19 protein-coding genes are annotated in these 22,911 nt (G+C 61.8%); 11 read left to right on the top strand and 8 right to left on the bottom strand.

What is annotated here, in order from left to right; genetic code table 11:
- The first annotated feature begins 63 nt into the window (after nucleotides 1-63).
- The 7 genes from ACM0PK_RS07100 to ACM0PK_RS07070 are packed head-to-tail and all read left to right on the top strand — an operon-like array spanning nucleotide 64 to nucleotide 10,343.
- Nucleotides 64-1,236: a cystathionine gamma-synthase gene (locus ACM0PK_RS07100; RefSeq protein ID WP_414606962.1), complete on the top strand. Its 1,173-nt coding sequence runs from the start codon at nucleotides 64-66 to the stop codon at nucleotides 1,234-1,236.
- Entirely contained in the window at nucleotides 1,233-2,093 is an 861-nt protein-coding gene (locus ACM0PK_RS07095) for an ABC transporter permease (protein ID WP_143592520.1), read from the top strand. The genes ACM0PK_RS07100 and ACM0PK_RS07095 overlap by 4 nt, the downstream gene beginning before the upstream one ends.
- 4 nt (nucleotides 2,094-2,097) lie before the next feature.
- The gene (locus tag ACM0PK_RS07090; RefSeq protein WP_012509968.1) at nucleotides 2,098-2,823 is read left to right on the top strand and encodes an ABC transporter ATP-binding protein; all 726 of its coding nucleotides are present in this window, start codon (nucleotides 2,098-2,100) and stop codon (nucleotides 2,821-2,823) included.
- Nucleotides 2,823-5,063 carry a methyltransferase gene (locus ACM0PK_RS07085; RefSeq protein WP_414606961.1) on the top strand — a complete coding sequence of 747 codons (2,241 nt, stop codon included), beginning with the start codon at nucleotides 2,823-2,825 and terminating at the stop codon, nucleotides 5,061-5,063. Before ACM0PK_RS07090 ends, ACM0PK_RS07085 begins: the two co-directional genes overlap by 1 nt.
- Before the next feature lie 2 nt (nucleotides 5,064-5,065).
- Nucleotides 5,066-7,237, top strand: coding sequence for a glycosyltransferase (locus ACM0PK_RS07080; protein WP_414606960.1), 2,172 nt, complete (start codon nucleotides 5,066-5,068; stop codon nucleotides 7,235-7,237).
- A gap of 19 nt (nucleotides 7,238-7,256) precedes the next feature.
- Nucleotides 7,257-9,281 carry a glycosyltransferase family 2 protein gene (locus tag ACM0PK_RS07075; RefSeq protein WP_180885630.1) on the top strand — a complete coding sequence of 675 codons (2,025 nt, stop codon included), beginning with the start codon at nucleotides 7,257-7,259 and terminating at the stop codon, nucleotides 9,279-9,281.
- 36 nt (nucleotides 9,282-9,317) lie between these two features.
- Nucleotides 9,318-10,343 (top strand): glycosyltransferase, encoded by a 1,026-nt coding sequence (locus tag ACM0PK_RS07070; RefSeq protein ID WP_321573376.1) that lies wholly within the window; start codon nucleotides 9,318-9,320, stop codon nucleotides 10,341-10,343.
- Here ACM0PK_RS07070 and ACM0PK_RS07065 read toward each other — a convergent pair.
- From ACM0PK_RS07065 to ACM0PK_RS07030, 8 genes are all read right to left on the bottom strand, one after another.
- Nucleotides 10,307-12,472, bottom strand: a complete 2,166-nt coding sequence (locus ACM0PK_RS07065) for a hypothetical protein (RefSeq protein ID WP_414606959.1) — start codon at nucleotides 12,470-12,472, stop codon at nucleotides 10,307-10,309. The two genes, ACM0PK_RS07070 and ACM0PK_RS07065, sit on opposite strands and share 37 nt — an antisense overlap.
- Entirely contained in the window at nucleotides 12,469-14,670 is a 2,202-nt protein-coding gene (locus tag ACM0PK_RS07060; RefSeq protein WP_414606958.1) for a hypothetical protein, read from the bottom strand. Before ACM0PK_RS07060 ends, ACM0PK_RS07065 begins: the two co-directional genes overlap by 4 nt.
- A gap of 35 nt (nucleotides 14,671-14,705) precedes the next feature.
- Nucleotides 14,706-15,701: a UDP-glucose 4-epimerase GalE gene (galE, locus tag ACM0PK_RS07055; RefSeq protein WP_231352741.1), complete on the bottom strand. Its 996-nt coding sequence runs from the start codon at nucleotides 15,699-15,701 to the stop codon at nucleotides 14,706-14,708.
- Nucleotides 15,702-15,776: 75 nt separating this feature from the next.
- Entirely contained in the window at nucleotides 15,777-16,163 is a 387-nt protein-coding gene (locus tag ACM0PK_RS07050; protein ID WP_088496877.1) for a DUF2304 domain-containing protein, read from the bottom strand.
- A 2-nt stretch (nucleotides 16,164-16,165) separates the two neighbouring features.
- Complete coding sequence (locus ACM0PK_RS07045) at nucleotides 16,166-16,855, bottom strand: glycosyltransferase family 2 protein (RefSeq protein WP_088496878.1); 690 nt, start codon at nucleotides 16,853-16,855, stop codon at nucleotides 16,166-16,168.
- Nucleotides 16,856-16,859: 4 nt separating this feature from the next.
- Nucleotides 16,860-17,249 (bottom strand): GtrA family protein, encoded by a 390-nt coding sequence (locus ACM0PK_RS07040; RefSeq protein ID WP_088496879.1) that lies wholly within the window; start codon nucleotides 17,247-17,249, stop codon nucleotides 16,860-16,862.
- 92 nt (nucleotides 17,250-17,341) lie between these two features.
- Nucleotides 17,342-18,280 carry an electron transfer flavoprotein subunit alpha/FixB family protein gene (locus tag ACM0PK_RS07035; protein ID WP_180885636.1) on the bottom strand — a complete coding sequence of 313 codons (939 nt, stop codon included), beginning with the start codon at nucleotides 18,278-18,280 and terminating at the stop codon, nucleotides 17,342-17,344.
- Nucleotides 18,280-19,026: an electron transfer flavoprotein subunit beta/FixA family protein gene (locus ACM0PK_RS07030; RefSeq protein WP_069139440.1), complete on the bottom strand. Its 747-nt coding sequence runs from the start codon at nucleotides 19,024-19,026 to the stop codon at nucleotides 18,280-18,282. Before ACM0PK_RS07030 ends, ACM0PK_RS07035 begins: the two co-directional genes overlap by 1 nt.
- A 259-nt stretch (nucleotides 19,027-19,285) precedes the next feature.
- Between ACM0PK_RS07030 and rfbB the strand changes: the two genes are divergently transcribed.
- Genes rfbB through rfbD form a run of 4 tightly spaced genes read left to right on the top strand, consistent with a single transcriptional unit; the run spans nucleotide 19,286 to nucleotide 22,732 of the window.
- Nucleotides 19,286-20,341 (top strand): dTDP-glucose 4,6-dehydratase, encoded by a 1,056-nt coding sequence (gene rfbB / locus ACM0PK_RS07025; protein WP_180885638.1) that lies wholly within the window; start codon nucleotides 19,286-19,288, stop codon nucleotides 20,339-20,341.
- Nucleotides 20,342-20,355: 14 nt separating this feature from the next.
- A complete protein-coding gene (gene rfbA / locus ACM0PK_RS07020) occupies nucleotides 20,356-21,243 on the top strand; it encodes a glucose-1-phosphate thymidylyltransferase RfbA (RefSeq protein ID WP_180885640.1) in 888 nt (295 codons plus the stop codon).
- The gene (gene rfbC / locus ACM0PK_RS07015) at nucleotides 21,240-21,797 is read left to right on the top strand and encodes a dTDP-4-dehydrorhamnose 3,5-epimerase (RefSeq protein WP_414606957.1); all 558 of its coding nucleotides are present in this window, start codon (nucleotides 21,240-21,242) and stop codon (nucleotides 21,795-21,797) included. Before rfbA ends, rfbC begins: the two co-directional genes overlap by 4 nt.
- Nucleotides 21,794-22,732, top strand: a complete 939-nt coding sequence (rfbD, locus tag ACM0PK_RS07010) for a dTDP-4-dehydrorhamnose reductase (RefSeq protein ID WP_180885642.1) — start codon at nucleotides 21,794-21,796, stop codon at nucleotides 22,730-22,732. Before rfbC ends, rfbD begins: the two co-directional genes overlap by 4 nt.
- Nucleotides 22,733-22,911 lie beyond the last annotated feature (179 nt).

Genomic DNA, 22,911 nt, shown 5'->3' with positions numbered 1-22,911 from the left:
GCTGCGCTGATAGACTCCCGATCCTTTGACGGCGCCGCACGTCGGCGCCATTCAGGAAACGATATGTCCAACTCCTCTTCGCCCGACCGCGCGCTGGCCCTGGCCACGCTGGCCATCCACGGCGGCCAGTCACCCGATCCCAGCACCGGCGCGGTGATGCCGCCGATCTACGCCACCTCGACCTATGCGCAGTCCAGCCCGGGCGAGCATCAGGGCTTCGAGTACTCGCGTACCCACAACCCGACGCGCTTTGCCTATGAGCGCTGCGTGGCCTCGCTGGAAGGCGGTACCCGCGGCTTTGCCTTTGCTTCGGGCATGGCGGCCAGCTCGACCGTGATCGAGCTGCTGGACGCCGGCAGCCACGTGGTGGCGATGGACGATATCTACGGCGGTAGCTTCCGCCTGTTCGAGCGCGTGCGCCGCCGCACCGCCGGGCTGGATTTCAGCTTCGTCGACCTGACCGATCTGGCGGCATTCGAAGCCGCCATCACGCCGAAGACCAAGATGGTGTGGATCGAGACCCCGACCAACCCGATGCTGAAGATCGTGGACATCGCCGCGGTCGCTGCCATCGCCAAGCGCCATGGCCTGATCGTGGTGGTCGACAACACCTTCGCCTCGCCGATGCTGCAGCGTCCGCTGGAGCTGGGCGCGGACCTGGTCCTGCATTCGGCCACCAAGTACCTCAACGGTCACTCGGACATGGTAGGTGGCATGGTCGTGGTCGGCGACAACGCGCCGCTGGCCGAGCAGATGGCGTTCCTGCAGAACTCGGTGGGTGGCGTGCAGGGCCCGTTCGACAGCTTCCTGGCCCTGCGCGGCCTGAAGACATTGCCGCTGCGCATGAAGGCGCATTGTGCCAATGCGGTGGCGCTGGCGCAGTGGCTGGAAAAGCACCCGGCGGTGGAAAAGGTGATCTACCCGGGCCTGCCGTCGCACCCGCAGCATGAGCTGGCCAGCAAGCAGATGGCCGGCTACGGCGGCATCGTCTCGATCGTGCTCAAGGGCGGTTTCGAGGCGGCCAAGCGTTTCTGCGAGAAGACCGAACTGTTCACCCTGGCCGAGTCGCTGGGCGGCGTGGAGAGCCTGGTGAACCATCCGGCGGTGATGACGCATGCCTCGATCCCGGTGGCGCGCCGGGAGCAGCTGGGGATCAGTGATGCACTGGTGCGGCTGAGCGTGGGTGTGGAAGAGTTGGGGGATCTGCAGGTGGATCTGGAAGGAGCATTGGCTTGAACACCGAAACTATTTTGAAGGCGGAAGCTGATCGGCGTCCGGTCCGAATCAGCAGCCACGATACTCAGATGAAGGCTCTCCCGGCGTTCATTCGTGACATTGCCGAAGGCATGGGAGCCTGGCGTGCTTGGACGGCGTTGGCACTACTTGACATCAAGCACAAGTATCGCCGATCAGTCTTGGGTCCCTTCTGGATTACCATCAGCATGTTTGTGCTGATCCTCGGTATTGGCCTGCTCTACAGCCAGTTGTTCCGGATGAACCTTCGGGACTATCTGCCCTACATCGCTCTTGGCGATATTGTGTGGATCTACATCTCGACCACAGTGCAGGAGGGATGTACCACGTTCACTGCTTCGGAGAATCTGATCCGTTCGATGCGGCTGCCAATGACGCTTCATGTGATGCGGTTGGTGACACGAACCTTCATCGTGTTCCTGCATGGGGCAGTCGCCTATCTGCCGTTTGTTGTATTTCTCAAGATCGAGCCGGAGCTGGTTTGGTTGCTCGCTTTGCCGGGCGTTGCCCTGATTGTGCTGGCGACCATTCCCATTACGGCGATATTCGGCATGCTGTCTGCTCGCTTCCGCGACCTGCAACCCGCGATCGCAAACTTCATGCAGCTCGGCTTCTTCATGACGCCGATCATCTGGAAGGCGGACATGCTGGGCCCGCATCGTTGGGTTGCCGATATCAATCCAATCTACCACTTCATCCAGATCGTGCGCATGCCGCTGATGGGACAGGTTCCAGAAGCGCACTCGTACTACTTCGTACTCGCCTTCATCGCCGCGGCGTTTGTGATCGCGCTTCCCTTCCTGGCGGCAAATCGCCACAAGATCTCGCTGTGGGTGTAACACCATGACCTTCATTGAAGTGGTCGACTGCAGCGTCCAGCTGCCGATCTATGGCACCAACAACCGCTCCATGAAGGGAGCCATCATGTCCGCCGTTACCGGCGGGCGCGTGGCTCCCACCAGCCGCAACGTGACCGTAGTGGATTCTCTCCAGAACGTCACCTTCAACCTGCGTGAGGGTGACAAGCTGGGTCTCGTCGGCCATAACGGAGCAGGCAAGACCACGTTGCTGAAAACACTTGCGGGCGTTTATGAGCCAACTTCTGGCTACATCCGCAGCCAGGGGCGCGTTGCCAATCTGCTGGACGTGACGATGGGCATGGATTTCGAAGCAACCGGTGTCGAGAACATCCGGTTGAAGGGGCTGCTGCATGGGCTTTCCCGTGCTGAGATCCAAAGCAAGATCCCGCAGATCTGCGAGTTCTCGGGCCTTGGCCCGTATGTGAACATGCCGGTGCGCGTGTACTCCAGTGGCATGATGGTGCGTCTGGCGTTCTCGATTGCCACCAGTTTCGATGCCGAGATTCTGCTGATGGACGAATGGTTGGGTGTCGGCGATGCGGACTTCAACGCCCGCGCTCAGCAACGCCTCGCCGAAATCGTACAGAAGGCCAGCATTCTGGTCCTGGCCAGCCACAATCAGGACATCATCGCCGCTAACTGCAATCGCATCATGCATCTTGAGCATGGGCGCATCACCAGCGATCAGCCGATAGAGGCCCGTGCCTGATGAATACTCGTAACCGGGACTACTGGATCAACAGGAGCGGTGATCTCTATGCCGACCAGCAGAAGATCCGGCGTGAGGCGGGCAACAGCAATTACGCCCGGCAGGAAGCGTGGCTGGTGGGATTCCTCGCCGAGCGTTCCGAACAACTGGGGCGGCCGGTTCGGGTTCTGGACTTCGGGGTGGGCTTCGGACGTCTTGCGCGGTTGCCGCCGCAGCATGCCTTCGTGGACTACTTCGGTTTCGATATCTCCCCTGCTATGGTGGAGCCACTGCTGCGTGAACCGCCTATTGAACTGGCCGCAGACATCGGGCATCGCATCCGCGTCGGATCTTCGTTGGCCGACGCCATGCAGGGCGAGCAGTTTGATGTGATCTTCACCGTCTCGGTGTTGATCCACAACGACCGCGAACAGGCGGCAGACGTACTTGCACAGATGCGTGCGTTGCTGGCGCCCGAAGGACGGCTGTGCTTCATCGAGAACCGACCGGTGTCGATCAGCCTGCTGGCCAACCTGTGGCACGCAGGTTGCTGGAGTCATGATGTTGCCGGCACGTTGGCGCCGGACATGAATGTGGACGTCGAAGACGGAATCCTTTCGGACCATGCCATCTACATTCTGCACGAATCCGCCGCCGGGATCCCACGCCAGCTTCGTGTGCCGGGCGCCCGCGGGTTTGAACCGATCACCGCTGGTGACTACCTGTTGCGGACGCTGGAAGCTACCACGGCTGTTGCGCGTGGCATGGAAGTGGAAAGTGCCACGCTTGGCGGCGACATCGCGCAGATGCGTGATGCGGTGGAGCTCTATCGTCAGGCCGAAGAACGCGCGCGAACGAATCTGGACATCGCGCGACAGCATCTAGGCGATGACGTGGGCCTGCTGGATGGTATAGGCCATCTTACCGCAGCCATTGATGCGCTTCCGGCATTGGCGATGCGTATCGGCGTGCTGGCTGGCGAGACCTCCGTGCAGCAGGTCCAGTCCTTGGAGCGGATTGAAGCGCTGCATGCGCGTGAAGCGACGCTTGTCGAATCGCTGGCGCAGCAGGAGCGAGAGCTTGAGCAGGTGCAGGCCCGGTTGGAAGCTGCCCAAAGCGCCAACCAGCACCTGCAATGGCAACAGGGCCTCCGTGAGCAGGTCCGCCAGGTCCTGAGCAGCCGAACGGAAGAGCGCGCCATGCCATACCTCGAAGCGCCGGTGGGTGGCAGTGCCTCGGTCGGTCAGCCGGCACCTCCGGTGTACGAATTCAACGCCCGCCGTGACATGCGATTCGCACAGGCTGTGGTTGGGCATGAGCGGGTCTGCCACATCATGCATCAGGAGTGGTTCGGTATCCGTGCGGCCTGCGGCTCGCTCCCGGGACACAAGCTTGCGGTGACCAGTACCTCAGCGCCCGGCGCCGGCGATGTTGAGGAGGTGGCCCGTCTGCTTGCCGCCAACAAGGTGAATCGGCTGGTTATTCATGGATTCTCCGATGGCATGTTGCAGTGGGTGAAAGGCCTCGCTGCAGCCGGATTCGACCGGATCTACATGGTCTGGCATGGCGCGCCCTCGATGTGGATCCATGTTGAAGAACGGCGCCTGTTCGCGTTGGCCTACAAGGCGGTCCGCACTGGTCTGATCCGCAGGGTCAGTGTCATGCGCGCAGGTTCCCATGCGGCGCTTGCAGATGTAGCGGGCTGGCAGAGGCAGGTCTATAACATGCCGCCAGCCTATACCGGCAAGCGCATTCCACGGCGGGCGACCGGAGCCACCGTATTCATTCCGTCCTGGAACCTGATTCACAAGAACATCTTCACGAATGCCGCAGCCGCGGCTGCGACCGCGGAAGTGGCAAACATTTGGCTGATGGCGGATGATTTCGCGTTACCGTACCGGGTGGACAAGAATGTTAAGCGTCTTCCAAAACTCAGCCAGTTGCAGATGATGGAGGCGATGTCGCAAGCCGATGCAGTGATGAATGCCTCCATCGTCGACTGCCATCCGATGGTGGAGTTGGAGGCACTTGCTGCCGGTACTCCCGCGCTGCGGGGACGTCTGGGGATGGATGCGCTGGAAGACCATCCCTATGTCGAGATTACCCAGGTGGCCGATCCACTCAGCGTTGCCGATGTGCGCCAGACGCTGCGCCGGATATTGGCGGCTCCCGCAGTGGAGATGGATGACATGATGTCGTCCTACTCGCGCCAGATGGTGGCGTTGTCCTTCGAGCGATATTCAGAATTTATGGAAATCTAAAAATGGGCTTGAGGGTTTTCGTTACCCGCGAACTTTTCCCCTTTACCGCCGGTGGCATTGGACGCGTGATCGCGAACATGCTGATGACCGCGCCGGAAGAAGATCGCGCGGAGATGGCAGTACTTTACGTCGGCGACAACGTCGAGGCGGACGCGTTCGCGGTCGCCCACCCGGGCGTGACCTTCCTCGCGTGGCCGCATTCGCGCTTTCAACAAGTAGACGAGCGTGGGGAGATTTTCCCGCCAATGTCGGCGTTCACCCACAGCATGCTGCATTGGGAATCGGTGCATGTGCTGCAGGGGCTGCTCGAGCTGGAACGCCTGAAAGGCCCGCTTGAGTATGTCGAGTTCGTGGACTGGGGGGCACCTGCGTTCGCCGCAACCCAGGAAAAGCTGCTTGGCAGCGCATTGACGACGGCCACGCTGGCCGTGCGCCTGCACACTACAGACAGCATCCTGGCCGATTTTGAGCCGCGCGTGCAGAGTGTGCACGGGTTGAATCTCTTTGACCTAGAGCGAAAGGCACTGGCCGATTGCGACATTATCGTCGGTCAGATCGCGCCGGTTGCCGAGGCGTTCCGCGTGTTCTACGGCTTCAGCGAGGAGGAGTGGACTCCACGCCTGCGCCTGCATGCTCCGCCGGTGTTGCTGGATACGATGCAGCCGGTCACACAGACCACCGTGATCAATGATTCAACGCCGCTGTTGTTCACTTCGAAACTGCAGGATATCAAGCGCCCGGATACTTTCATCCGTGGCTGCATCCAGTTCCTGCGGGACAGGCCGCGTTATCAGGGCAACATTGTTTTCCTGGCGCATTCTTTTGATGTGAGCTATCAGGAGTATGTCATCTCGCTGGTGCCGGAGGAACTGCGCAGCCGGGTGGTGTTTGCCCGTGGCGTAACCGGTGCGGCGCGCGAGAAGAGCATTTCTGGCGCGGTATGCGTATTCCCATCGCCATGGGAGTCTTTCTGCCTTGCTGCGTACGAGGCATCGCTGTCAGGCGCAGCTTGCGTGCTCAACGCGCAGAATCCGGCTTTCGGGCCGGGCAGTCCGTGGCGGGATGGATACAACTGCAGCACGTTTGATGGGAGCGCCGAAGATCTGGCACGCGCGCTTTGCGGCCTGTTTGAAAGCACCCCCGGCCGACTGTCGCCGGTCGAGGTGCCGAAGGACCCGCTTCCCTGGAAGGGGCTTGATCCGGTGGCAATACCTGCTGCGGTTCCCCTGGACAGGCAATTGACCGTAGTCGTCGTCAACCGCGATAGTGCGGGGCGCGTATTGAATACGCTGGATAGCATCCTCGCGTCCAATCTGACGCTTGACAAGCTGATCGTGATTGACGATGCCTCGCGGGACCCACGCGATATCGCTGCGCTGGACCAGCTGGGTAGCAATGATCCGCGTTTGTCCGTGCATCGGCTTGCGGTGCCCGTTGGTGACGCTGTAGCGCGCAACATGGGCCTTGCGCTGGTTGAGACGCCGTTTGCTGGATTCGTGCGTGGTGGTGACCAGTTGCTGCCGGGCTTCCTCAAGGTCGCGGTGAGCGCATTGGCGTCGCACCCGGATTTTGATGTGGTCGTGGGGCAGGTGGGCGTGACCGTGGATCCCGATGATGTAATCGCCGGCAATGTCGCCCCGGATGGATTCCGCATTTTCTATGGTGAAGGACGCCTCGCAGGACTCTACGAGAACTGCCTGGCGCCGGAAAGCTACGTGATCCGGACCGAGGTTGCCAGGCGCTTCGCATTCGATCCCGTCATCCCTGCACTTGAAGTATGGGAAATGATGCTGCGCGCCTGCCAGTCGGGTGCGCGCTTCATGGTGACTTCCGCCGTGAACGTGCTTGCACGGCATCAGGGGCAACCAGATGAACGGCACTTGGAGCAGATCCAGATCGCGATGCGCCGGCGCCTGCAGCGCAAGCGCGTGCGTGTCGGCTCACTGGAGGTGCCTGCGTACTTCATCTTTGGTGCGCATGTATCGCCGCGCGGGTTCATGGGGGATGCCTCCAACGCGGAAATGGCCTATCGGCTGCAGGCACTGATGGAAAGCGAGTCCGTGCGCTACACCCTGGCACTTGCCAGGCTTCTGCAGAAGCGGGCGCCATGGGTACTGCGCTTGGGTAAATGGTCGGTGCAGCGACTGGCGCCGATCTATCGCCGATTGCGGTGAGCGTTCCGGGGCAGCATCGATGCATGTGATCGTCATCCAGCTGGCGTGTTGGCGTGTTGGCGGAGAGCGGGCTGCATTGGCGCGTGCCCGCCTGCGCGCGATGCCCGCTGCTTCGGTGCTGATCGTTGGCGAGGGAGCGCCGCCCGCCGACCTGCTCGAGGAGTGTGCAGAGAGACGCACGCTGTGCGTGAATTCGCCTTTGCATGCGATGCAGGGCCGACGGTTGCCTGATGTCCGCCGCAGTGGTGACGCGGAGCAGCTCGGTTGGTCATTGGCGGTGATGGCGGCGCTTCGGGCGCTGCAGCAGGATGTGCACCTGGACTGTGTGGAGATTCCATCGTGTGGTGCGCTGGCCTATGCACTTCTCCAGGAGCGAGCTCTGTCAGAGGTGTTTGACACTACGCGCGTGATGTTGCGGTTTGACGGCATCCAGGCCATCGAAGTCCTGAGGCAGGGACGCAATGTCGAGATGGCTGCGCTGATGTTGATGGACATGGAGCGGATGTGCCTGGAGCAATGCGACCAGGTTCTGGTCGATAGTCAGGCGATCGCGGAATCCTTGCAGCGCTTCCTACCAGGCAGCCAGAGGCCGCTTCACCTGCAGGCGACGCTGCTGGAGTCAGCCGGGCTCGTGTCGGAGCACCATGCAGTGGGTTCAGCACTGGCTTGCGTCGCAACCGAAGCGCCTGCTCTCAGGCAGTGCCTGCGGGCGATTTCCGGTTACCTGCAGCAGAGCAATGATGGTCTGCTGCAGGTCTCGGTCGTTTGCCAGCCTGCGCTTCTATCCGAAGTGCTGCATGTGGTGCCTGCTGCCCTGCGCCATCGTTTCCAGGAAGCGCCTGCAGATTGCCTGCGCGCTTCGCCCATGCGTGTGGTCATGCCTGATCGCTGGTCTGCAGGCTCGGCTCTGGCGCGGGAGCTGCTTGCTCATGGCCATAGCCTGATTGTGGATGTCGCCAACCCGGCGCTGGCTGCCGCACAGGGGTGGGAACAGGGGCGGACCCATCTTGGCTACACGGATGCCCGTGGGCTGTTCGAAGCGCTGCGGGCTTCGCAGCAGTGGGTGCCCACTCGTCACCTGCGGATGGGGCCTTCCCCGCCGCTGCCCAAGCTTGACGTTGGTACGCCGGGCCCAGCCAAGGTCTCCGTGGTCGTGCCCTGCTACAACATGGGCCGTTGGCTGCCGCAGACCTTGTGCAACATACAGCAGTTTTCATGGAGCGATCTGGAGGTCATCGTTGTTGACGATGGATCGACGGATCCCGGCACCGTGCAGCTCATCGAAGAGCTGGAAGCAAGCCCCACCGCTGGCCTGCGCGTGGTCCGTCTTGAGTTCAACCAGGGGTTGTCTGCTGCCAGGAATGCCGGCGTTGCCGCAGCGCAGGGTGAGTTCACCCTGTGTCTGGACGCTGATGACCTGGTGTCGCCAGAGTTTGTTTCGATTGCTGTACGAGCACTGCAGCGACACCCTGCGCACGACTTCGTTGTTCCTCGCTGCGCCTACTTCTTCGGTGACGAATCTGCGCTTGATGTGAACGAGTTGCGGCTCGGTCAGGGCTTGCCGATGGTTGGTGCGGCATTTGATTCCGGTGCGCTGGGCAATCGCTTCTCAACGGCGACCAGCCTGGCGCGAACTTCGGTACTGCGTGCACTCGGTTATGACGAAAGCCTGCGTTCCTATGAAGACTGGCAGCTTTACCGTCGCGCGCTGCAACAAGGCAGTCGTTTCGTTGTGACCAATGACGTACATTTTTTCTACCGGCAGCGACCGGATTCAATGATCCACGATCCGGCCATGCGCGCTCGCCACAGCCTGCTTTATGCGGAGATGGTGGGCGGGGCGACGTTGATTGGGCAGGGGCCGGTGGTGTCGCCGAACCTGCTGGGGGCGCTGGCCGCTCCCCCACGGATCGACGGGAGCTCATCGGGGCTGTTGCTGGGTGGCGTTGTCGAAGCGCTCGACGAGATGCAGGCATTGCGCCGTAGTCGCATCGTCGGGCTGGGATACAGATTGTCGGCGCTGTTGCGGTGGCTGCGCCGCTGAGTTGTCTTTGAGATGCCCCGTCCGGGGCAGAAACACATGCATCATTGTTGCTGGAGAAAGGCGATGGAGTGGGATAGAGGCATAGCAGTGGTGATCCCATGCTACAAGGTGACCCGCCAGATCCTAGTGTTGCTGGCTGAAATCGGTCCCGAGGTCGATCGCATCTACTGTGTTGATGATGCCTGCCCTGATGGCAGTGGCGATCTGATCGAACGGAGCTGCAGCGATCCTCGTGTGGTCGTGCTGCGTAACCGCGTGAATACCGGAGTAGGCGGTGCCGTCATGCATGGCTACCGCCGCGCTGTGGCAGACGGCGCGACGGTCATCGTCAAGCTCGACGGCGATGGCCAGATGGACCCGGCATTGATCGAAGCATTTGTGTCGCCGATCCTCGGGGCTGATGCTGATTACACCAAGGGCAATCGGTTCTTCGATCTGCGCGAGATCAAGTCGATGCCCCTGCTGCGGCGGATTGGCAACCTTGGATTGTCGTTCATGGCAAAGGCATCGACCGGGTACTGGGACCTGTTCGATCCCACCAACGGCTATACCGCCATCCATGCTGAAGTTGCGCGTCGCTTGCCTTACGACTCGATCAGCTCGCGATACTTCTTCGAGAGCGACATCCTGTTCCGGCTCAATGTGATGAGGGCAAAGGTGCTCGACGTGCCGATGGACGCCCGCTACGGCGACGAAATAAGCGGCTTGAAGGTATCGAAGATCGTTGGCGAGTTCCTCGCCAAGCACGTACGCAATACCAGCAAGCGAATCATCTACGGCTACTTTCTGCGAGACATGAACATTGCCTCGTTCGAGCTTCTGGTTGCCGTGCCGATGATCGTTTTTGGCGTGGCGTTCGGCCTGTATCACTGGATCGGTTCAGTGGAAGGTGGCCTCATTACCCCGCTCGGCACCATCATGCTGGCAGCGTTGCCATTGGTTCTTGGGGTACAGCTGTTGCTGGCCTTCCTTTCGCATGATACGGCGGCGATGCCGCGTCATGCATTGCATCGCCTCCTGCTGCGCTATCCGGCGGCGCGCCCGGCGGCCAACGGAATGTGATGCGGTTGCCGCCGTGCCAGCGCGAGCGCTGGCGCGACGATCAGGCACACCATGTAGAGGGGAAGCTGATAGCGCGCGTCCTGGGCAATGATCGCCACCATCAGGATCGCGCTATGAACCAGCACCAGCATCGGCACAAGCAGTATGCGCCGATCACCGGTGCGCCTCCACGCAACTACGGTCAGCAGGCACAGCGCGATCAGGAAAGGAGCGGGGCGCCAAAGGCGTCCCAGCTGCGGCTTCAACAGGGTCTTGCCCATCCAGTTGGTCGCGTTCGGCAGCACGGATGCTTGCGGCGGTCCGCTCAGCCCCGGCTGCACCCATTGCAGATTCTGCTCTTCGCCGATCTCGAAGCCGAAGACATAGAGATACAGTGGCCCCGAGGTCCGGTAGCGCCAGACCATTCCGCTGGCACAAAGCACGTGGTCAAGTTCGATATCCGGCCGTTTCAGGGCCATGCCGAGCCAGATCCGGAACAGGTCATCCTGATGCTTCACGGCCGTCGGAATATCATAATGATCATTGAAGATGGTCGTATTCACCATCGAGCAGCGATATCGCCAGTCGCTGGCTCCGCTGTCGACGGCTTCAAGTATCGCGTTGTCCTCGGCAGACTCCGGATTCTGCCCTGCTGCCAGATGCGCGGACAGGTGGTGGGTGTATGCCATGTAAGCCGCACTGCTGCGATGCGTGCCCAGGCTGTCGGCCAACGGGCCCTTGATGCCCCACATGAGGCTGGCAGCCAGCAGCAAGCAGGCCAGCACACGCATGCGGGTACCGGGCCGCAGCAGGAGGATCAAGAAGGCCGCGACCGCTACGGGAGGCCCGTTGTGCCGCAGCGCCATGCAGCAGGCAGCGAGCAGCACCAACGCCAGGCAGTTGTACCACTTGCGCAGGCTTGGTCGGTCGAGGAAGGTATTGCCAATGACAAAGGCGGTCAGCGCGACCACGCTGGTTGCATACGGAACGTCTTTCCACAGTGTTATGGATGACAACGCCGTCACTGGATACGCAGCCAGCAGCAGGCCGCCGGCCGTCGATGTCCAGCGCGGCGCGTTGCAGGCGCGGCGGACAACAGTCGCCAACCATCCGGATGCCAGCGCCAGAACGGCCAGCTGCAGCCAGGCTGCAAGGGTGGGGCTGGGCAGGATCTGCTGGATGAACCATAGGTAGAACGCATACAGAACCGGATGGGCGTCATCGAAACTCCCGCTTGCCGCCTGCGCCCACTGGTTCAATGAGTCGGTGGTCAGGATGGCGGGGAGGAACAATACCAGCAGGATGCTGCCGACAAGCAGCAATGGCAGTGCTGCGATCAAGACTTCCCGGCCCAATGACGGTTGCGCTTCGTCGTTCCGTGCTGATTGCCAGGGCGATGGCCAACGCGATGCCAGCCCGAAGCCGGCCAACAGCAGCAGGCCGAGAGTCACGGACTGGCAGGCCTGCACCAGATACTGCAAGGGCGTCCGCGTGGGAAGCGTCAGGAAGTGTGGATTGGGGACAGCTCCGGCCAGGCGAACCCGGATTTCGCCACCAGTGGGGCTGTAGAGGTTGTAGTGCTGCTCTTTGCCGGCCCAGCGCAGGGTTGCCTGCCCAGACCAGGGGTGGGTGAAGAACTCCACGTAGACGTCGCTGGAATAATGGCCGTTCCAGTGGATCTTGTCCGGTGGGCTGTTGATCGGAGAGATAAGGTAGCCATTAGCCGCAGTCCAGCTTGGGCCCGCCTCGACGTCGCGCAGCCGGGCATCACGGCCATCAGCTACGAGGCGGACCCAGACTTCCGATCCCTTGGATTCGGGGGTGCCCTTACCGAGGGACTCGATCTCCACCTGCAGCGTTGTTGCTGGTGCCGGGTCGAATGGAATCATCCAGGTCAGCAGCCAGCCGGCAAAGATGCAGCTGGTGATCCAGCCTATCCGCGCGCCGATTCTTACACGGCTCCATATCGGGTGCGTACGCCGCAGGACGGCGGCCATCAACCAGCCAGACAGCACGCTGGCAAGTATGAACACCATCACTGCAGGCGCTGTAGCCAGGCTCAGGAAGCGCGCCGATGCCGGCAGCCACGCGGCCGACAGAACCACACCTGCTGCCAGACCGCTGGCATTGGCTGTCTTATACCAACTCATGCCGGGCGGGAACGCGGGTTTGCATCGGCGGGCTGCTGGGTAGTCGCCCTGCGGGCGAAAAGAAGTAACGGAACCGCAGCCAGGGTGATCGCGTACAAGGGCAGCTGGTACCGTGCATCCTGTGCCACGATCGAAATGGACAAGAAGGCGGTATGCACTGCGGGCAGGAACAACAACAGAGCCATCGATCGGTCATTGAGGCGGTACATCGCTACGCCACAGGCGAAGATGAGCGCATACATGAAGAGTGCCGGCCGAAACACAGCCTGCATGCCCGGCATCAACACCATCTGGCCTATGAACTCGGCCAGTTGTGGCGATTTGGATTCCGCTGAGGGGGCGCCTGCCTCGCCGGTAATCCACGTCACTTTACCGTGCGGTGCCCATAGCCCAAGGCTTGCAAGATACAGGGGGTCGATGTCCGAATCGATCACGCGCCAGATCAGTCCACTCGAGCATAGACCGTGGGCATACTCGATGTCGGGCCGTTTCGTCGCAAGCGCCAACCAGATCCGGAGCAGGTCATCATTGTGCTGCATGGCCTGATGTGCATCGAAATCCGGGTTGAAGATCACAGGATTGACCGTTGCGCAGTTGTACGCCCAGTCGGGCTGCTTGTGGTTGAGCTGTCGCAGCAGTGCTCTTTCCTGAGGATCTTCGGGCAGGTGATGGGCAGCCAGATGCGCAGCAATGTGGTGCGAATACAGAATGTAGCTCACCGGTTTGCGATCAATGCCGACTACGCTCGATACCGGTCCCTTCAGTAGAGCCATCAATACGATGGCGCCGACCAGTGCCAGCACCACGCGAAAGCGGGATTTCTTGGCGAGGAAGAACAGCGCCAGCGCGGCGGCGAAGGCAACCGGCGGGCCGTTGTGGCGTAGGGTCATCGCGCAGAACATGATCAGGCAGAGGCCAGCGGCACCGCCTGCGCTGATTCGCTGCGCATTACGGTGGGACAGCGAAGTCATGAGGAAGGCGGTCAGTGCAATCACAGCGGTGGCGTATGGCACATCCTTCCACAGCGTCACCGCAGTAATCGGCAGCAGTGGATACAGAGCAACAAGCCACGCCGATGCCCAGAAAACTCGGTTCGAGGTGCCTGTCAGGCGCTGCAGGCTGGCCAGTAACCAGCCGCAACTTGCGGAGAAGAGAAGCAGCTGCACAAGCGCTACAGAAGCGGGACTATCCCAGACGAAGCGCATGGCCACCATGAACAGGCCATACAGTAGCGGGTGGGCATCATTGAATGCGAAATGGCCTGCCTGGCGCCATTGATCCAGTGAGTCTGAGGTCATCAGACCCGGATAGAAGATGAAAAGCGCAAAGAGGCTCGTCAGCACTATGGGCATGGCAAGCATCATCGTCTGGCGTTGCAGGCTCGCCAGCGCGCCATGTGACGCAGCCTCGGCTTCCATGCAGTGTCGCATTGCAAGCCATCCAAAGACGAATAGGGTCAGCGCACCCAGTACAAGCGCATCGCACGCCGCAGTGAACCACTGGCGGCCATTGCGTTCAGGGAAGGCAAGATAGCCGTTGGTGGTGACCATGCCTGCCAGATCGACGGTGGCACTGCTGCCTTCCGCGCTATACAGGTCCAAGTCCTTGTGGTTGCCATTCCACGCAACTCGGGCACGCCCAGACCAGGCATGCGAAATGAACACCAGGCGAAGTCTGTTGGTATAGGATCCATGCCAGTGTACGGAGGCTTGGCCCGGTGGATTGGCGGCGACTAGGAACGGCGCCTTGTCGAGCCAGTCGCCGGTCTGCTTCAGATCCGCCGAAGGCACATCGACGCCATCGCGCTCTAGGCGCAGCCAGACTTCCCGGCCCTGTGCATGCTCATTGCTACCATCAAGCACACTCACCGTCACATCGGCCACGCCGGCAGGCGCCGGTCCGACTGGTAAGGCATACAGCCAGATCATTCCAGACAGAAGAGCCAGCACGATGGACAGCCAGCGCCCACGTCGCCCGAGGCTTGTCTGCCAGACAACCAGCCGGCGTGCCACAGGCACAAGAACGTACCAGAGACCCGCCGCGCAAAGGCCCGCCACACTCAACGTCTGCCAGAAGCCCAGAAGCTCGGACCCGGGCACGCGGGAGATGATGGATACTGCCGCGGCAGCGGCTAGTAGTCCTGCGACGACGGAAGCCTGCGGCAGCCCGATTACACGGGCAGGCATGGTGACATGCATATTGGAAGTCCGGATTAGGGGCGCTGCCGGAAGATTCAGTGTTGTTCGAGATGCTGCTGCCAGCGCCAGGTATCCACGCAGATCAGGTCAAGATCGCGAGAGGCATGCCAACCCAGCAATTCCGTAGCAAGGGATGGATCGGCATAGCATTCAGCGGCATCTCCGGGGCGTTGATCCACGATGTCGTACGGAATCGGCTTTCCGCTCGCGCGCGCGAATGCAGCGATGATCTCCAGTACCGAGTATCCGCGCCCGGTGCCCAGGTTCACTAGCAGATCCTGCTTGCGCTGCAAAAGGTAGGCCAGCGCGTGCACATGTGCGTCAGCCAGATCCATGACATGGATGTAGTCGCGTACTCCGGTTCCATCGACAGTGGGATAATTTCCACCGAACACCTGCACCCGTTCACGCAGCCCAGCAGCGACCTGAGCCACGAATGGAACCAGGTTGTTGGGTGTGCCCCGCGGCAACTCGCCGAGGAGACCACTGGGGTGCGCACCTGCCGGGTTGAAATAGCGGAGCAGGGCGGTATTGAATTCCGGATTCGCCGCGCTGATGTCCTGGATGGCCTGCTCCATCATCAGCTTGGTTCGCCCGTAGGGATTGATGGCAGAAAGTGGAGCATCTTCCCCGATCGGGCAATGCTCAGGATAGCCATAGACAGTAGCTGACGAGCTGAACACCAGGTTCTTGCAGCCCACCTGCAACATGGCATCCAGCAGATTCAGGGTGCCTGAGAGATTGTTCTGATAATAGTGGAGTGGCCGAATAAAACTCTCGCCAACGGATTTCAGCGCTGCGAAGTGAATGACGCCATCGGGCTTGATTCGCTGCAGGCACTCCAGCGTAGCGGCCTTGTCGCACAGGTCCAGCTCCACCGATTCAAAGCTGGAGCCGGACAGCTCTGCGATTCGTGTAGGTATCCAGCGCTCACTGTTGCTGAAGTTGTCGAGGATGACAACTTCGTAGCCTGCAGCCAGCAGCGCGATTGCCGTATGGGAGCCGATGTAGCCTGCCCCTCCGGTCACCAGAATCCTGCTTCTCAACGTTGTCCTCCAATTCCTTTCAGTGGATAAGGCCGCCGGATCGATCTGGCTGCAGCTCCGTCAGTGCTTCTGTTCGCCATCAGCCGGAGTGGCACCACCACTGATTGCCGCGGGCGCCGTCGCAGTCATGGATTCCAGAATTGCAATGCGGCGCGCCAGATGAACGATCTGTCGCTGGTTCTGCTTGTCTTTTGCGTAGGTATTGAACATCTGGAACGCGACGACCTGGACCAGTACATAGACCAGAAGATCGGTGCCGCGTCCGACACCCACAAAATTCGCCAGTTGCGTAAGCGCTTCAGGTATCAGAATGGCAACGATTGCCGCGGCGACAAAGCCCACCAACAGTACTTTCTTGAATGCGTTGGACCGGCTAGTGCCGCGCGAGGTAAGGAAATACCAGGCGATGGTCAGCGTTGAGGCGATCAGCAGAAATCGAATGAGCATGGTTACTTGATCACCTTTCTCAGGATTGCATCAAAGGCAATGTTGATTGCATTGATCATCGACTGGCCCTTGCTGCGGGAGTACTCGCTGTAGATGATCGTGACCGGCACTTCCGCATAGCTGAAGTGCTGTTGCCCAATCCGCTCGACGATCTCTGAAGCGTGCGAGAAGTCAGGAAGTTCCAGCTTTAGCCGTTCCGCCGCCGAGCGATGGATGACGCGGAGGCCATTGTGCGTATCGGTGAGGTGTACGCCTGACGTTACATTGGAAAACCAGACAGCGGCCTTCAGGATGACGCGCTTCATCCGCGGCATGTTGACGGCCTTGCCCAGGAAGCGGGAACCCATCACGATCTGCACCTTGTGCTGTGCCGCATAGGCCAGCATTCTTTCAACATCCTCGATCCGGTGCTGGCCATCGGCATCGAAAGTGACGATGTATTCGATCGCAGGATCCAGCAACGCCGCGTCGATGCCGGTCTGCAGACCAGCACCCTGCCCGAGGTTGATCGGGTGGCGGATCAGGGTCGCTCGGGTTTCGCGGACACGCTCATGCGTATCGTCCCGGCTCCCATCATCGATCACGATTATCTTGGGGAAGTTACCAGGAATCGCGTGAATGGTGTCCTTGATCGCGCTTCCTTCATTGTAGGCAGGGATCACTACAGCGACATTGGAATATTCGAGTGACATGTGATCACGCCTTGCCGGTCTGCTGCTTGAAAATCAGCTTCGAGAAAATCAGATAGTTCCAGCCGGCGATACACCCCATCACCAGCAACTTTGAGATGTACTGATCCAGATCGGCAGGGCCGGTCAGCAGCAGCATCGCCGCATTGCCCGCCACGAGGTTGAATGCGGCGATTGCGCCATACTTTAGCAGTTCTGCCTTCATTGCGCCGCTGCTGCGAAAGACCCAGCTGCGGTTGAGCAGGAAGCTTGCGACAAAGCCGCAGCCAAAGCTCAGGGTCTGGCTCAGGATGAGCCAACGCTCCCCCAGAGACAGTTGGATCAAAAGGAAGACGAGGTACTCCACGGCGGCCGCGGTGCCGCCGGAAATCAGGAATCTAAAGAAGCGTCCGCTCATTGGCGAGGGTCACCGGATCCAGAAATGAAGGGGGGGGCGTCTGTTTGGACGCCCCCTCGGGTAGATCTGGACCCGCTCCGGTCCAGAGCGCCTTACAACGCCTTTTCCAGCTCCGGCAGGATCGTAAACAGATCCCCCACCAGGCCGATATCGGCAATCTCGAAGATCGGCGCATCGCCGTCCTTGTTGATCGCCACGATCGTGCCGGCATCCTTGATGCCGGTCAGGTGCTGGATGGCACCACTGATGCCGACCGCCACGTACAGTTCCGGCGCGATGATCTTGCCGGTCTGGCCGACCTGCAGGTCGCTGGGGACGTAGCCGGCATCGACCGCGGCGCGCGAGGCACCGACGGCGGCACCGAGCTTGTCGGCCAGCTGGAAGATGACCTTGAAGTTCTCTTCCGAACCGACGCCGCGGCCACCGGAGACCACGCGCTTGGCGCTCTGCAGGTCCGGGCGGTCGCTGGCACCAGCGGCGAGGCCGACGAAGCGGGTGTGGGTCGGCAGGACAGCATCGACGCTGGCTGCTTCGATGGCGGCGCTGCCGCCCTGGGCCGCTTCCGGCCACGAGGCGGCACGCACGGTGGCGACCACGATCTGGTCGGCCGGGGCTTCCACGGTGATGATCGCGTTGCCGGCATAGATCGGGCGCTTGAAGGTGTGGCTGCCTTCGACGGTCATCAGGTCGGAGACCTGGTTGACGCCGAGCAGGGCGGCCACGCACGGCATCAGGTCCTTGCCGAAGGTGGTCGATGGGCCGAACACGTGGGTGTAGCCCTTGGCCAGCTGCGCGATCTGCGGCGCCAGCACCTGCGCGATGGGCTGCGCGTTGGCAGCGTTGGCCACGGTCAGGACCTTGGCGACGCCGGTGATCTTCGCGGCCTCGGCGGCGACGGCGGCCGGATCGGCGGCCAGCACCACGACATCGATGCTGGCACCGCTGATGGCGGCGGCGGCGCTGACAGTCTTGGCGGTGGCGGCGTTGAGCTTGCCGTCGTGGTGTTCGGCGATGACGAGAATCTTGCTCATTACAGCAGCCCCTTCTGCTTGAGTGCGGCCACCAGTTCGGCCGCGTCCTTGACCATCACACCCTTGCTGCGCTTGGACGGTGCGGCGTACTGGGTGGTCTTGAAGGTGTCGGCGGCTTCAACGCCGAGGTCGGCCAGCTGCAGGGTCTCCAGCGGCTTGGCCTTGGCCTTCATGATGTCCGGCAGCTTGATGAAGCGCGGCTCGTTCAGGCGCAGGTCGGTGGTGACCACCGCCGGCAGGTCCACTTCCAGGGTTTCCAGGCCGGCGTCGACTTCGCGGATCACGGTGGCCTTGCCGTCGGCAATGTCCAGCTTGCTGGCGAAGGTCGCCTGCGGACGGCCCCACAGCGTGGCCAGCATCTGGCCGGTCTGGTTGGCGTCGTCGTCGATGGCCTGCTTGCCCAGGATCACCAGGTCCGGCTGTTCCTTCTCGATCAGCTTGAGCAGGGTGCGGGCGGCGGTCAGCGGCTGGATGGCCTGGTCGGTGACCACATGGACCGCGCGGTTGGCGCCCATGGCCAGGCCATTGCGCAGATGCGCCTGGGCATCTGCCGGGGCGATGGTGGCGACCACCACTTCGCTGGCGATGCCCTTGTCGCGCAGGCGCAGGGCTTCTTCCAGAGCGATTTCGTCGAAGGGGTTGGGGGACAGCTTGACGCCGTCGGTGACCACGCCGGAACCGTCCGGCTTGACCTGAATGCGGACGTTGTAGTCCACCACGCGCTTGTACGCGACGAGGATTTTCATCTGGTACGGGGTCCTTCAATAACGGAGAGAACGTCCGGTCCTGCAACAGCAACCGGTTCGGGGGTGGGATCCTGATTCTAGCTGGCTTGAGGGGACCATGCGAATGCGTATGGTTGTGTTGCAGTGCCGCAAGAACTTTCGGAGTGCTGTGCTTCGTTCACAGTGTGAAGGCAGTCGTGAAAGTGGCCCCGATGTATCCTGTCGAGCTGAATCAGGTTGCTGCTGCGACCCACATGATTGATCAACAGGAGATCAGGTAGTGTCCACATGGCTTGTCACCGGCGGTGCCGGATTCATCGGCGGCAACTTCGTTCTCGAAGCGGTCGCCCGTGGCATCAAGGTCGTCAATCTCGATGCTCTGACCTATGCCGGCAACCTGAAGACCCTGTCCAGCTTGGACGGCAACCCGAACCACGTGTTCGTGCAGGGCGACATCGGCGACAGTGCCCTGGTGACCCGCCTGCTGGCCGAACACCAGCCGGACGCGGTGCTCAACTTCGCTGCTGAGAGCCACGTCGACCGTTCCATCGATGGCCCGGGGGCGTTCATCCAGACCAATGTGGTGGGCACCCTGGGCCTGCTGGAAGCCGTGCGTGATTACTGGAAGGCGCTGCCGGCCGAGCAGGGCGCGGCCTTCCGCTTCCTGCATGTGTCGACCGACGAGGTGTACGGCACCTTGGGCGAGACCGGCAAGTTCAGCGAAACCACGCCGTATGCCCCGAATTCCCCTTATTCGGCGTCGAAGGCCGCTTCGGACCATCTGGTCCGCGCCTTCCACCACACCTACGGGCTGCCGGTGCTGACCACCAACTGTTCCAACAACTACGGCCCGTATCACTTCCCGGAGAAGCTCATTCCGCTGGTGATCGCCAAGGCGCTGGCCGGCGAGCCGCTGCCGGTGTACGGCGATGGCAAGCAGGTGCGCGACTGGCTGTTCGTGTCCGACCACTGCGAAGCGATCCGCACAGTGCTGGCCAAGGGCCAGGTCGGCGAGACCTACAACGTCGGCGGCAATTCGGAAAAGCAGAACATCGAAGTGGTGCAGGCGATCTGCGCCCTGCTGGACCAGCGCCGCCCGCGTGCGGATGGCCAGCCGCGCAGCAGCCAGATCACCTATGTCACTGACCGCCCCGGCCATGACCGTCGCTATGCGATCGATGCGTCCAAGCTGAAGAACGATCTGGGCTGGGAACCGGCCTACACCTTCGAGCAGGGCATCGCCTTTACCGTCGACTGGTATCTGGACAACCAGGACTGGGTCAACGGCGTGCTGGACGGCAGCTACCGTCTGCAGCGCATCGGCACTGCGGCCTGAACCCTGGAGACGACATGACGCAGCGTAAAGGCATCATCCTCGCCGGTGGCTCCGGCACCCGGCTGTATCCGATCACCAAGGGCGTCAGCAAGCAGCTGCTGCCGGTGTACGACAAGCCGATGATCTACTACCCGCTCAGCGTGCTGATGCTGGCGGGCATCCGCGAGGTGCTGATCATCAACACCCCACACGAGCAGGCGCTGTTCCAACAGCTGCTGGGCGACGGCTCGCAGTGGGGCATGGACATCCAGTACGCGGTGCAGCCGAGTCCGGATGGCCTGGCCCAGGCCTACCTGATCGGCCGCGACTTCGTGGCCGGCAAGCCGAGCTGCCTGGTGCTGGGCGACAACATCTTCCACGGCCACGGCCTGCGCGACGTGCTCAAGCGCGCCGATGAGCGCGTGGAAGGCTCCACGGTGTTCGGTTACTGGGTCAATGACCCGGAGCGCTATGGCGTGGCCGAGTTCGACCAGAGCGGCAAGGTGATCGATCTGGTGGAGAAGCCGGAAAAGCCGCGCTCCAACTATGCGGTGACCGGCCTGTACTTCTATGACGGCAAGGCCTGCGATTACGCGGCCGAATTGAAGCCGTCACCGCGTGGCGAACTGGAGATCACCGATCTCAACAAGCGTTACCTGGCCGAAGGCGACCTGCACCTGGAGGCGCTCGGCCGTGGCTATGCGTGGCTGGATACCGGTACGCATCAGTCGCTGCTGGAAGCATCCAACTTCATCGAGACGATCCAGACCCGTCAGGGCCTGCAGGTCTGCTGCCCCGAGGAAATCGCGTTCGGCAAGGGTTGGATCAACGCTGGACAATTGGAAGCGCTGGCCGCGCCGTTGATCAAGAACAGCTACGGTGAATACCTGCATAAGCTCGCCGTGCGTGGAGTCGTTCCATGAAAGTGATTGAAACCCGGTTGCCCGGCTGCGTGGTGATCGAGCCGGCGGTGTTCGGCGATGCCCGCGGTTATTTCTTCGAAACCTGGAACGCCGAGCGCTTCGCCGCGCTGGGCCTGCCGGACCGTTTCGTGCAGAGCAACGTCTCCACCTCTGCGCAGGGCGTGCTGCGCGGCCTGCATTACCAGTGGCCGCGACCGCAGGGCAAGCTGGTCAGCGTGCTGGAAGGCGAGGTCTATGACGTGGCCGTGGACATCCGTCGCGGCTCGCCGACCTTCGGCCAGTGGGAAGCGGTGGTGCTGAGCGCGGAGAACAAGAAGCAGTTCTGGATTCCAGAGGGCTTCGCCCACGGTTTCGCCGTGCTGTCCGAGCGAGCGGTGTTCAGCTATCTGTGCACGGAGGTGTACCTCAAGGAATTCGATGCCGGCGTGCGCTGGAACGATGCGGACATCGCCGTGGACTGGCCGGTCAGTGTCCCGTCGTTGTCGGCCAAGGACGAGAACGCGCCGTTCCTGAAGGACATCGCTGAAGACCGCCTGCCGGTCTACGTGCCATGACCGTGCTGGTGTTTGGTGGCAACGGCCAGGTTGGCCAGGAGCTGCTGCGCGCGCTGGCACCGCTGGGCAAGGTGGTCGCGACCACCCGCAGCGGCAAGCTGCCGGACGGCAGTGCCTGTGAAACGGCCGATTTCGGCCAGCCCGACGGCCTGCCTGCATTGCTGGACCGCGTGCAGCCGTCGCTGGTGGTTAATGCGGCCGCTTACACCGCCGTTGACCGCGCAGAACAGGACGTTGATGCCGCCTTCGCCGCTAACGCGCAGGCGCCGGGCGTAATCGCGCGCTGGTGCGCGGCCCACGGCGTGCCGTTCGTACACTATTCGACCGACTACGTGTTCGATGGTCAGGGCAGTGCGCCCTACCGCGAGGACGAGCCGACCGCACCGCTGGGCGTGTATGGCACCAGCAAGCGCGATGGCGAGGACGCGGTGCGTGCGGCCGGTGGCCGCCATCTGATTTTCCGCACGGCGTGGGTGTATGCCTCGCACGGCGCGAACTTCCTGCGCACCATGCTGCGCGTGGGCGCCGAGCGCGATGCGTTGCGGGTGGTGGCCGACCAGGTCGGCACGCCGACGCCGGCCGCGCTGATCGCTGATGTCACCTTGCAGGCGCTGCAGCATCCGGGGCAGTTGTCGGGTACCTGGCACCTGACCGCCAGCGGCCAGACCAGCTGGCATGGGTTCGCCGAAGCGATCTTCGCCGAAGCGTTGGCCACCGGCGTGTTGGCCAAGGTGCCGACGGTCGAGGCGATTCCCAGCTCCGAGTATCCGACCCCGGCCAAGCGTCCGGCCTGGTCGGTACTTGACAATCGCAAGCTGCAGCAGGATTTGGGCATTCCTCTCCCGGATTGGCATGAGGGGCTGACCATTGTGATGAATGAGGTCAAACGCTTGGTGGATAGACCAGCTGGGGACAGGGCCTCCAGGACGAACTAGACTAGTTTCCCCCTGCAGACACCTTTCCGGACACTTTCATTAAGCGGACAGGAGGGGGAAGCCGGACACGCAGGCTAGAATGCAGCAATCGTCTTCAAGGAAACGCGTGACATGTGTGGAATCGTGGGTGCGATCGCCGATCGCGACGTAGTACCGGTACTGATCGAGGGTCTGAAGCG

It is taken from the genome of Stenotrophomonas sp. FR010 (assembly GCF_047520755.2).
Taxonomy (GTDB): Bacteria; Pseudomonadota; Gammaproteobacteria; order Xanthomonadales; family Xanthomonadaceae; genus Stenotrophomonas; species Stenotrophomonas sepilia.
Note: the sequence above shows the minus strand (reverse complement) of the source record. Positions and strands in the feature narration are given on the sequence as shown.

Coding starts and splice junctions, on each gene's coding strand:
- ACM0PK_RS07100 (WP_414606962.1), top strand. CDS start 64: ATGTCCAACTCCTCTTCGCCCGACCGCGCGCTGGCCCTGGCCACGCTG.
- ACM0PK_RS07090 (WP_012509968.1), top strand. CDS start 2,098: ATGACCTTCATTGAAGTGGTCGACTGCAGCGTCCAGCTGCCGATCTAT.
- ACM0PK_RS07085 (WP_414606961.1), top strand. CDS start 2,823: ATGAATACTCGTAACCGGGACTACTGGATCAACAGGAGCGGTGATCTC.
- ACM0PK_RS07080 (WP_414606960.1), top strand. CDS start 5,066: ATGGGCTTGAGGGTTTTCGTTACCCGCGAACTTTTCCCCTTTACCGCC.
- ACM0PK_RS07075 (WP_180885630.1), top strand. CDS start 7,257: ATGCATGTGATCGTCATCCAGCTGGCGTGTTGGCGTGTTGGCGGAGAG.
- ACM0PK_RS07070 (WP_321573376.1), top strand. CDS start 9,318: ATGCATCATTGTTGCTGGAGAAAGGCGATGGAGTGGGATAGAGGCATA.
- ACM0PK_RS07065 (WP_414606959.1), bottom strand. CDS start 12,472: ATGAGTTGGTATAAGACAGCCAATGCCAGCGGTCTGGCAGCAGGTGTG.
- ACM0PK_RS07060 (WP_414606958.1), bottom strand. CDS start 14,670: ATGCATGTCACCATGCCTGCCCGTGTAATCGGGCTGCCGCAGGCTTCC.
- ACM0PK_RS07050 (WP_088496877.1), bottom strand. CDS start 16,163: ATGCTCATTCGATTTCTGCTGATCGCCTCAACGCTGACCATCGCCTGG.
- ACM0PK_RS07045 (WP_088496878.1), bottom strand. CDS start 16,855: ATGTCACTCGAATATTCCAATGTCGCTGTAGTGATCCCTGCCTACAAT.
- ACM0PK_RS07040 (WP_088496879.1), bottom strand. CDS start 17,249: ATGAGCGGACGCTTCTTTAGATTCCTGATTTCCGGCGGCACCGCGGCC.
- ACM0PK_RS07035 (WP_180885636.1), bottom strand. CDS start 18,280: ATGAGCAAGATTCTCGTCATCGCCGAACACCACGACGGCAAGCTCAAC.
- ACM0PK_RS07030 (WP_069139440.1), bottom strand. CDS start 19,026: ATGAAAATCCTCGTCGCGTACAAGCGCGTGGTGGACTACAACGTCCGC.
- rfbA (WP_180885640.1), top strand. CDS start 20,356: ATGACGCAGCGTAAAGGCATCATCCTCGCCGGTGGCTCCGGCACCCGG.
- rfbC (WP_414606957.1), top strand. CDS start 21,240: ATGAAAGTGATTGAAACCCGGTTGCCCGGCTGCGTGGTGATCGAGCCG.
- rfbD (WP_180885642.1), top strand. CDS start 21,794: ATGACCGTGCTGGTGTTTGGTGGCAACGGCCAGGTTGGCCAGGAGCTG.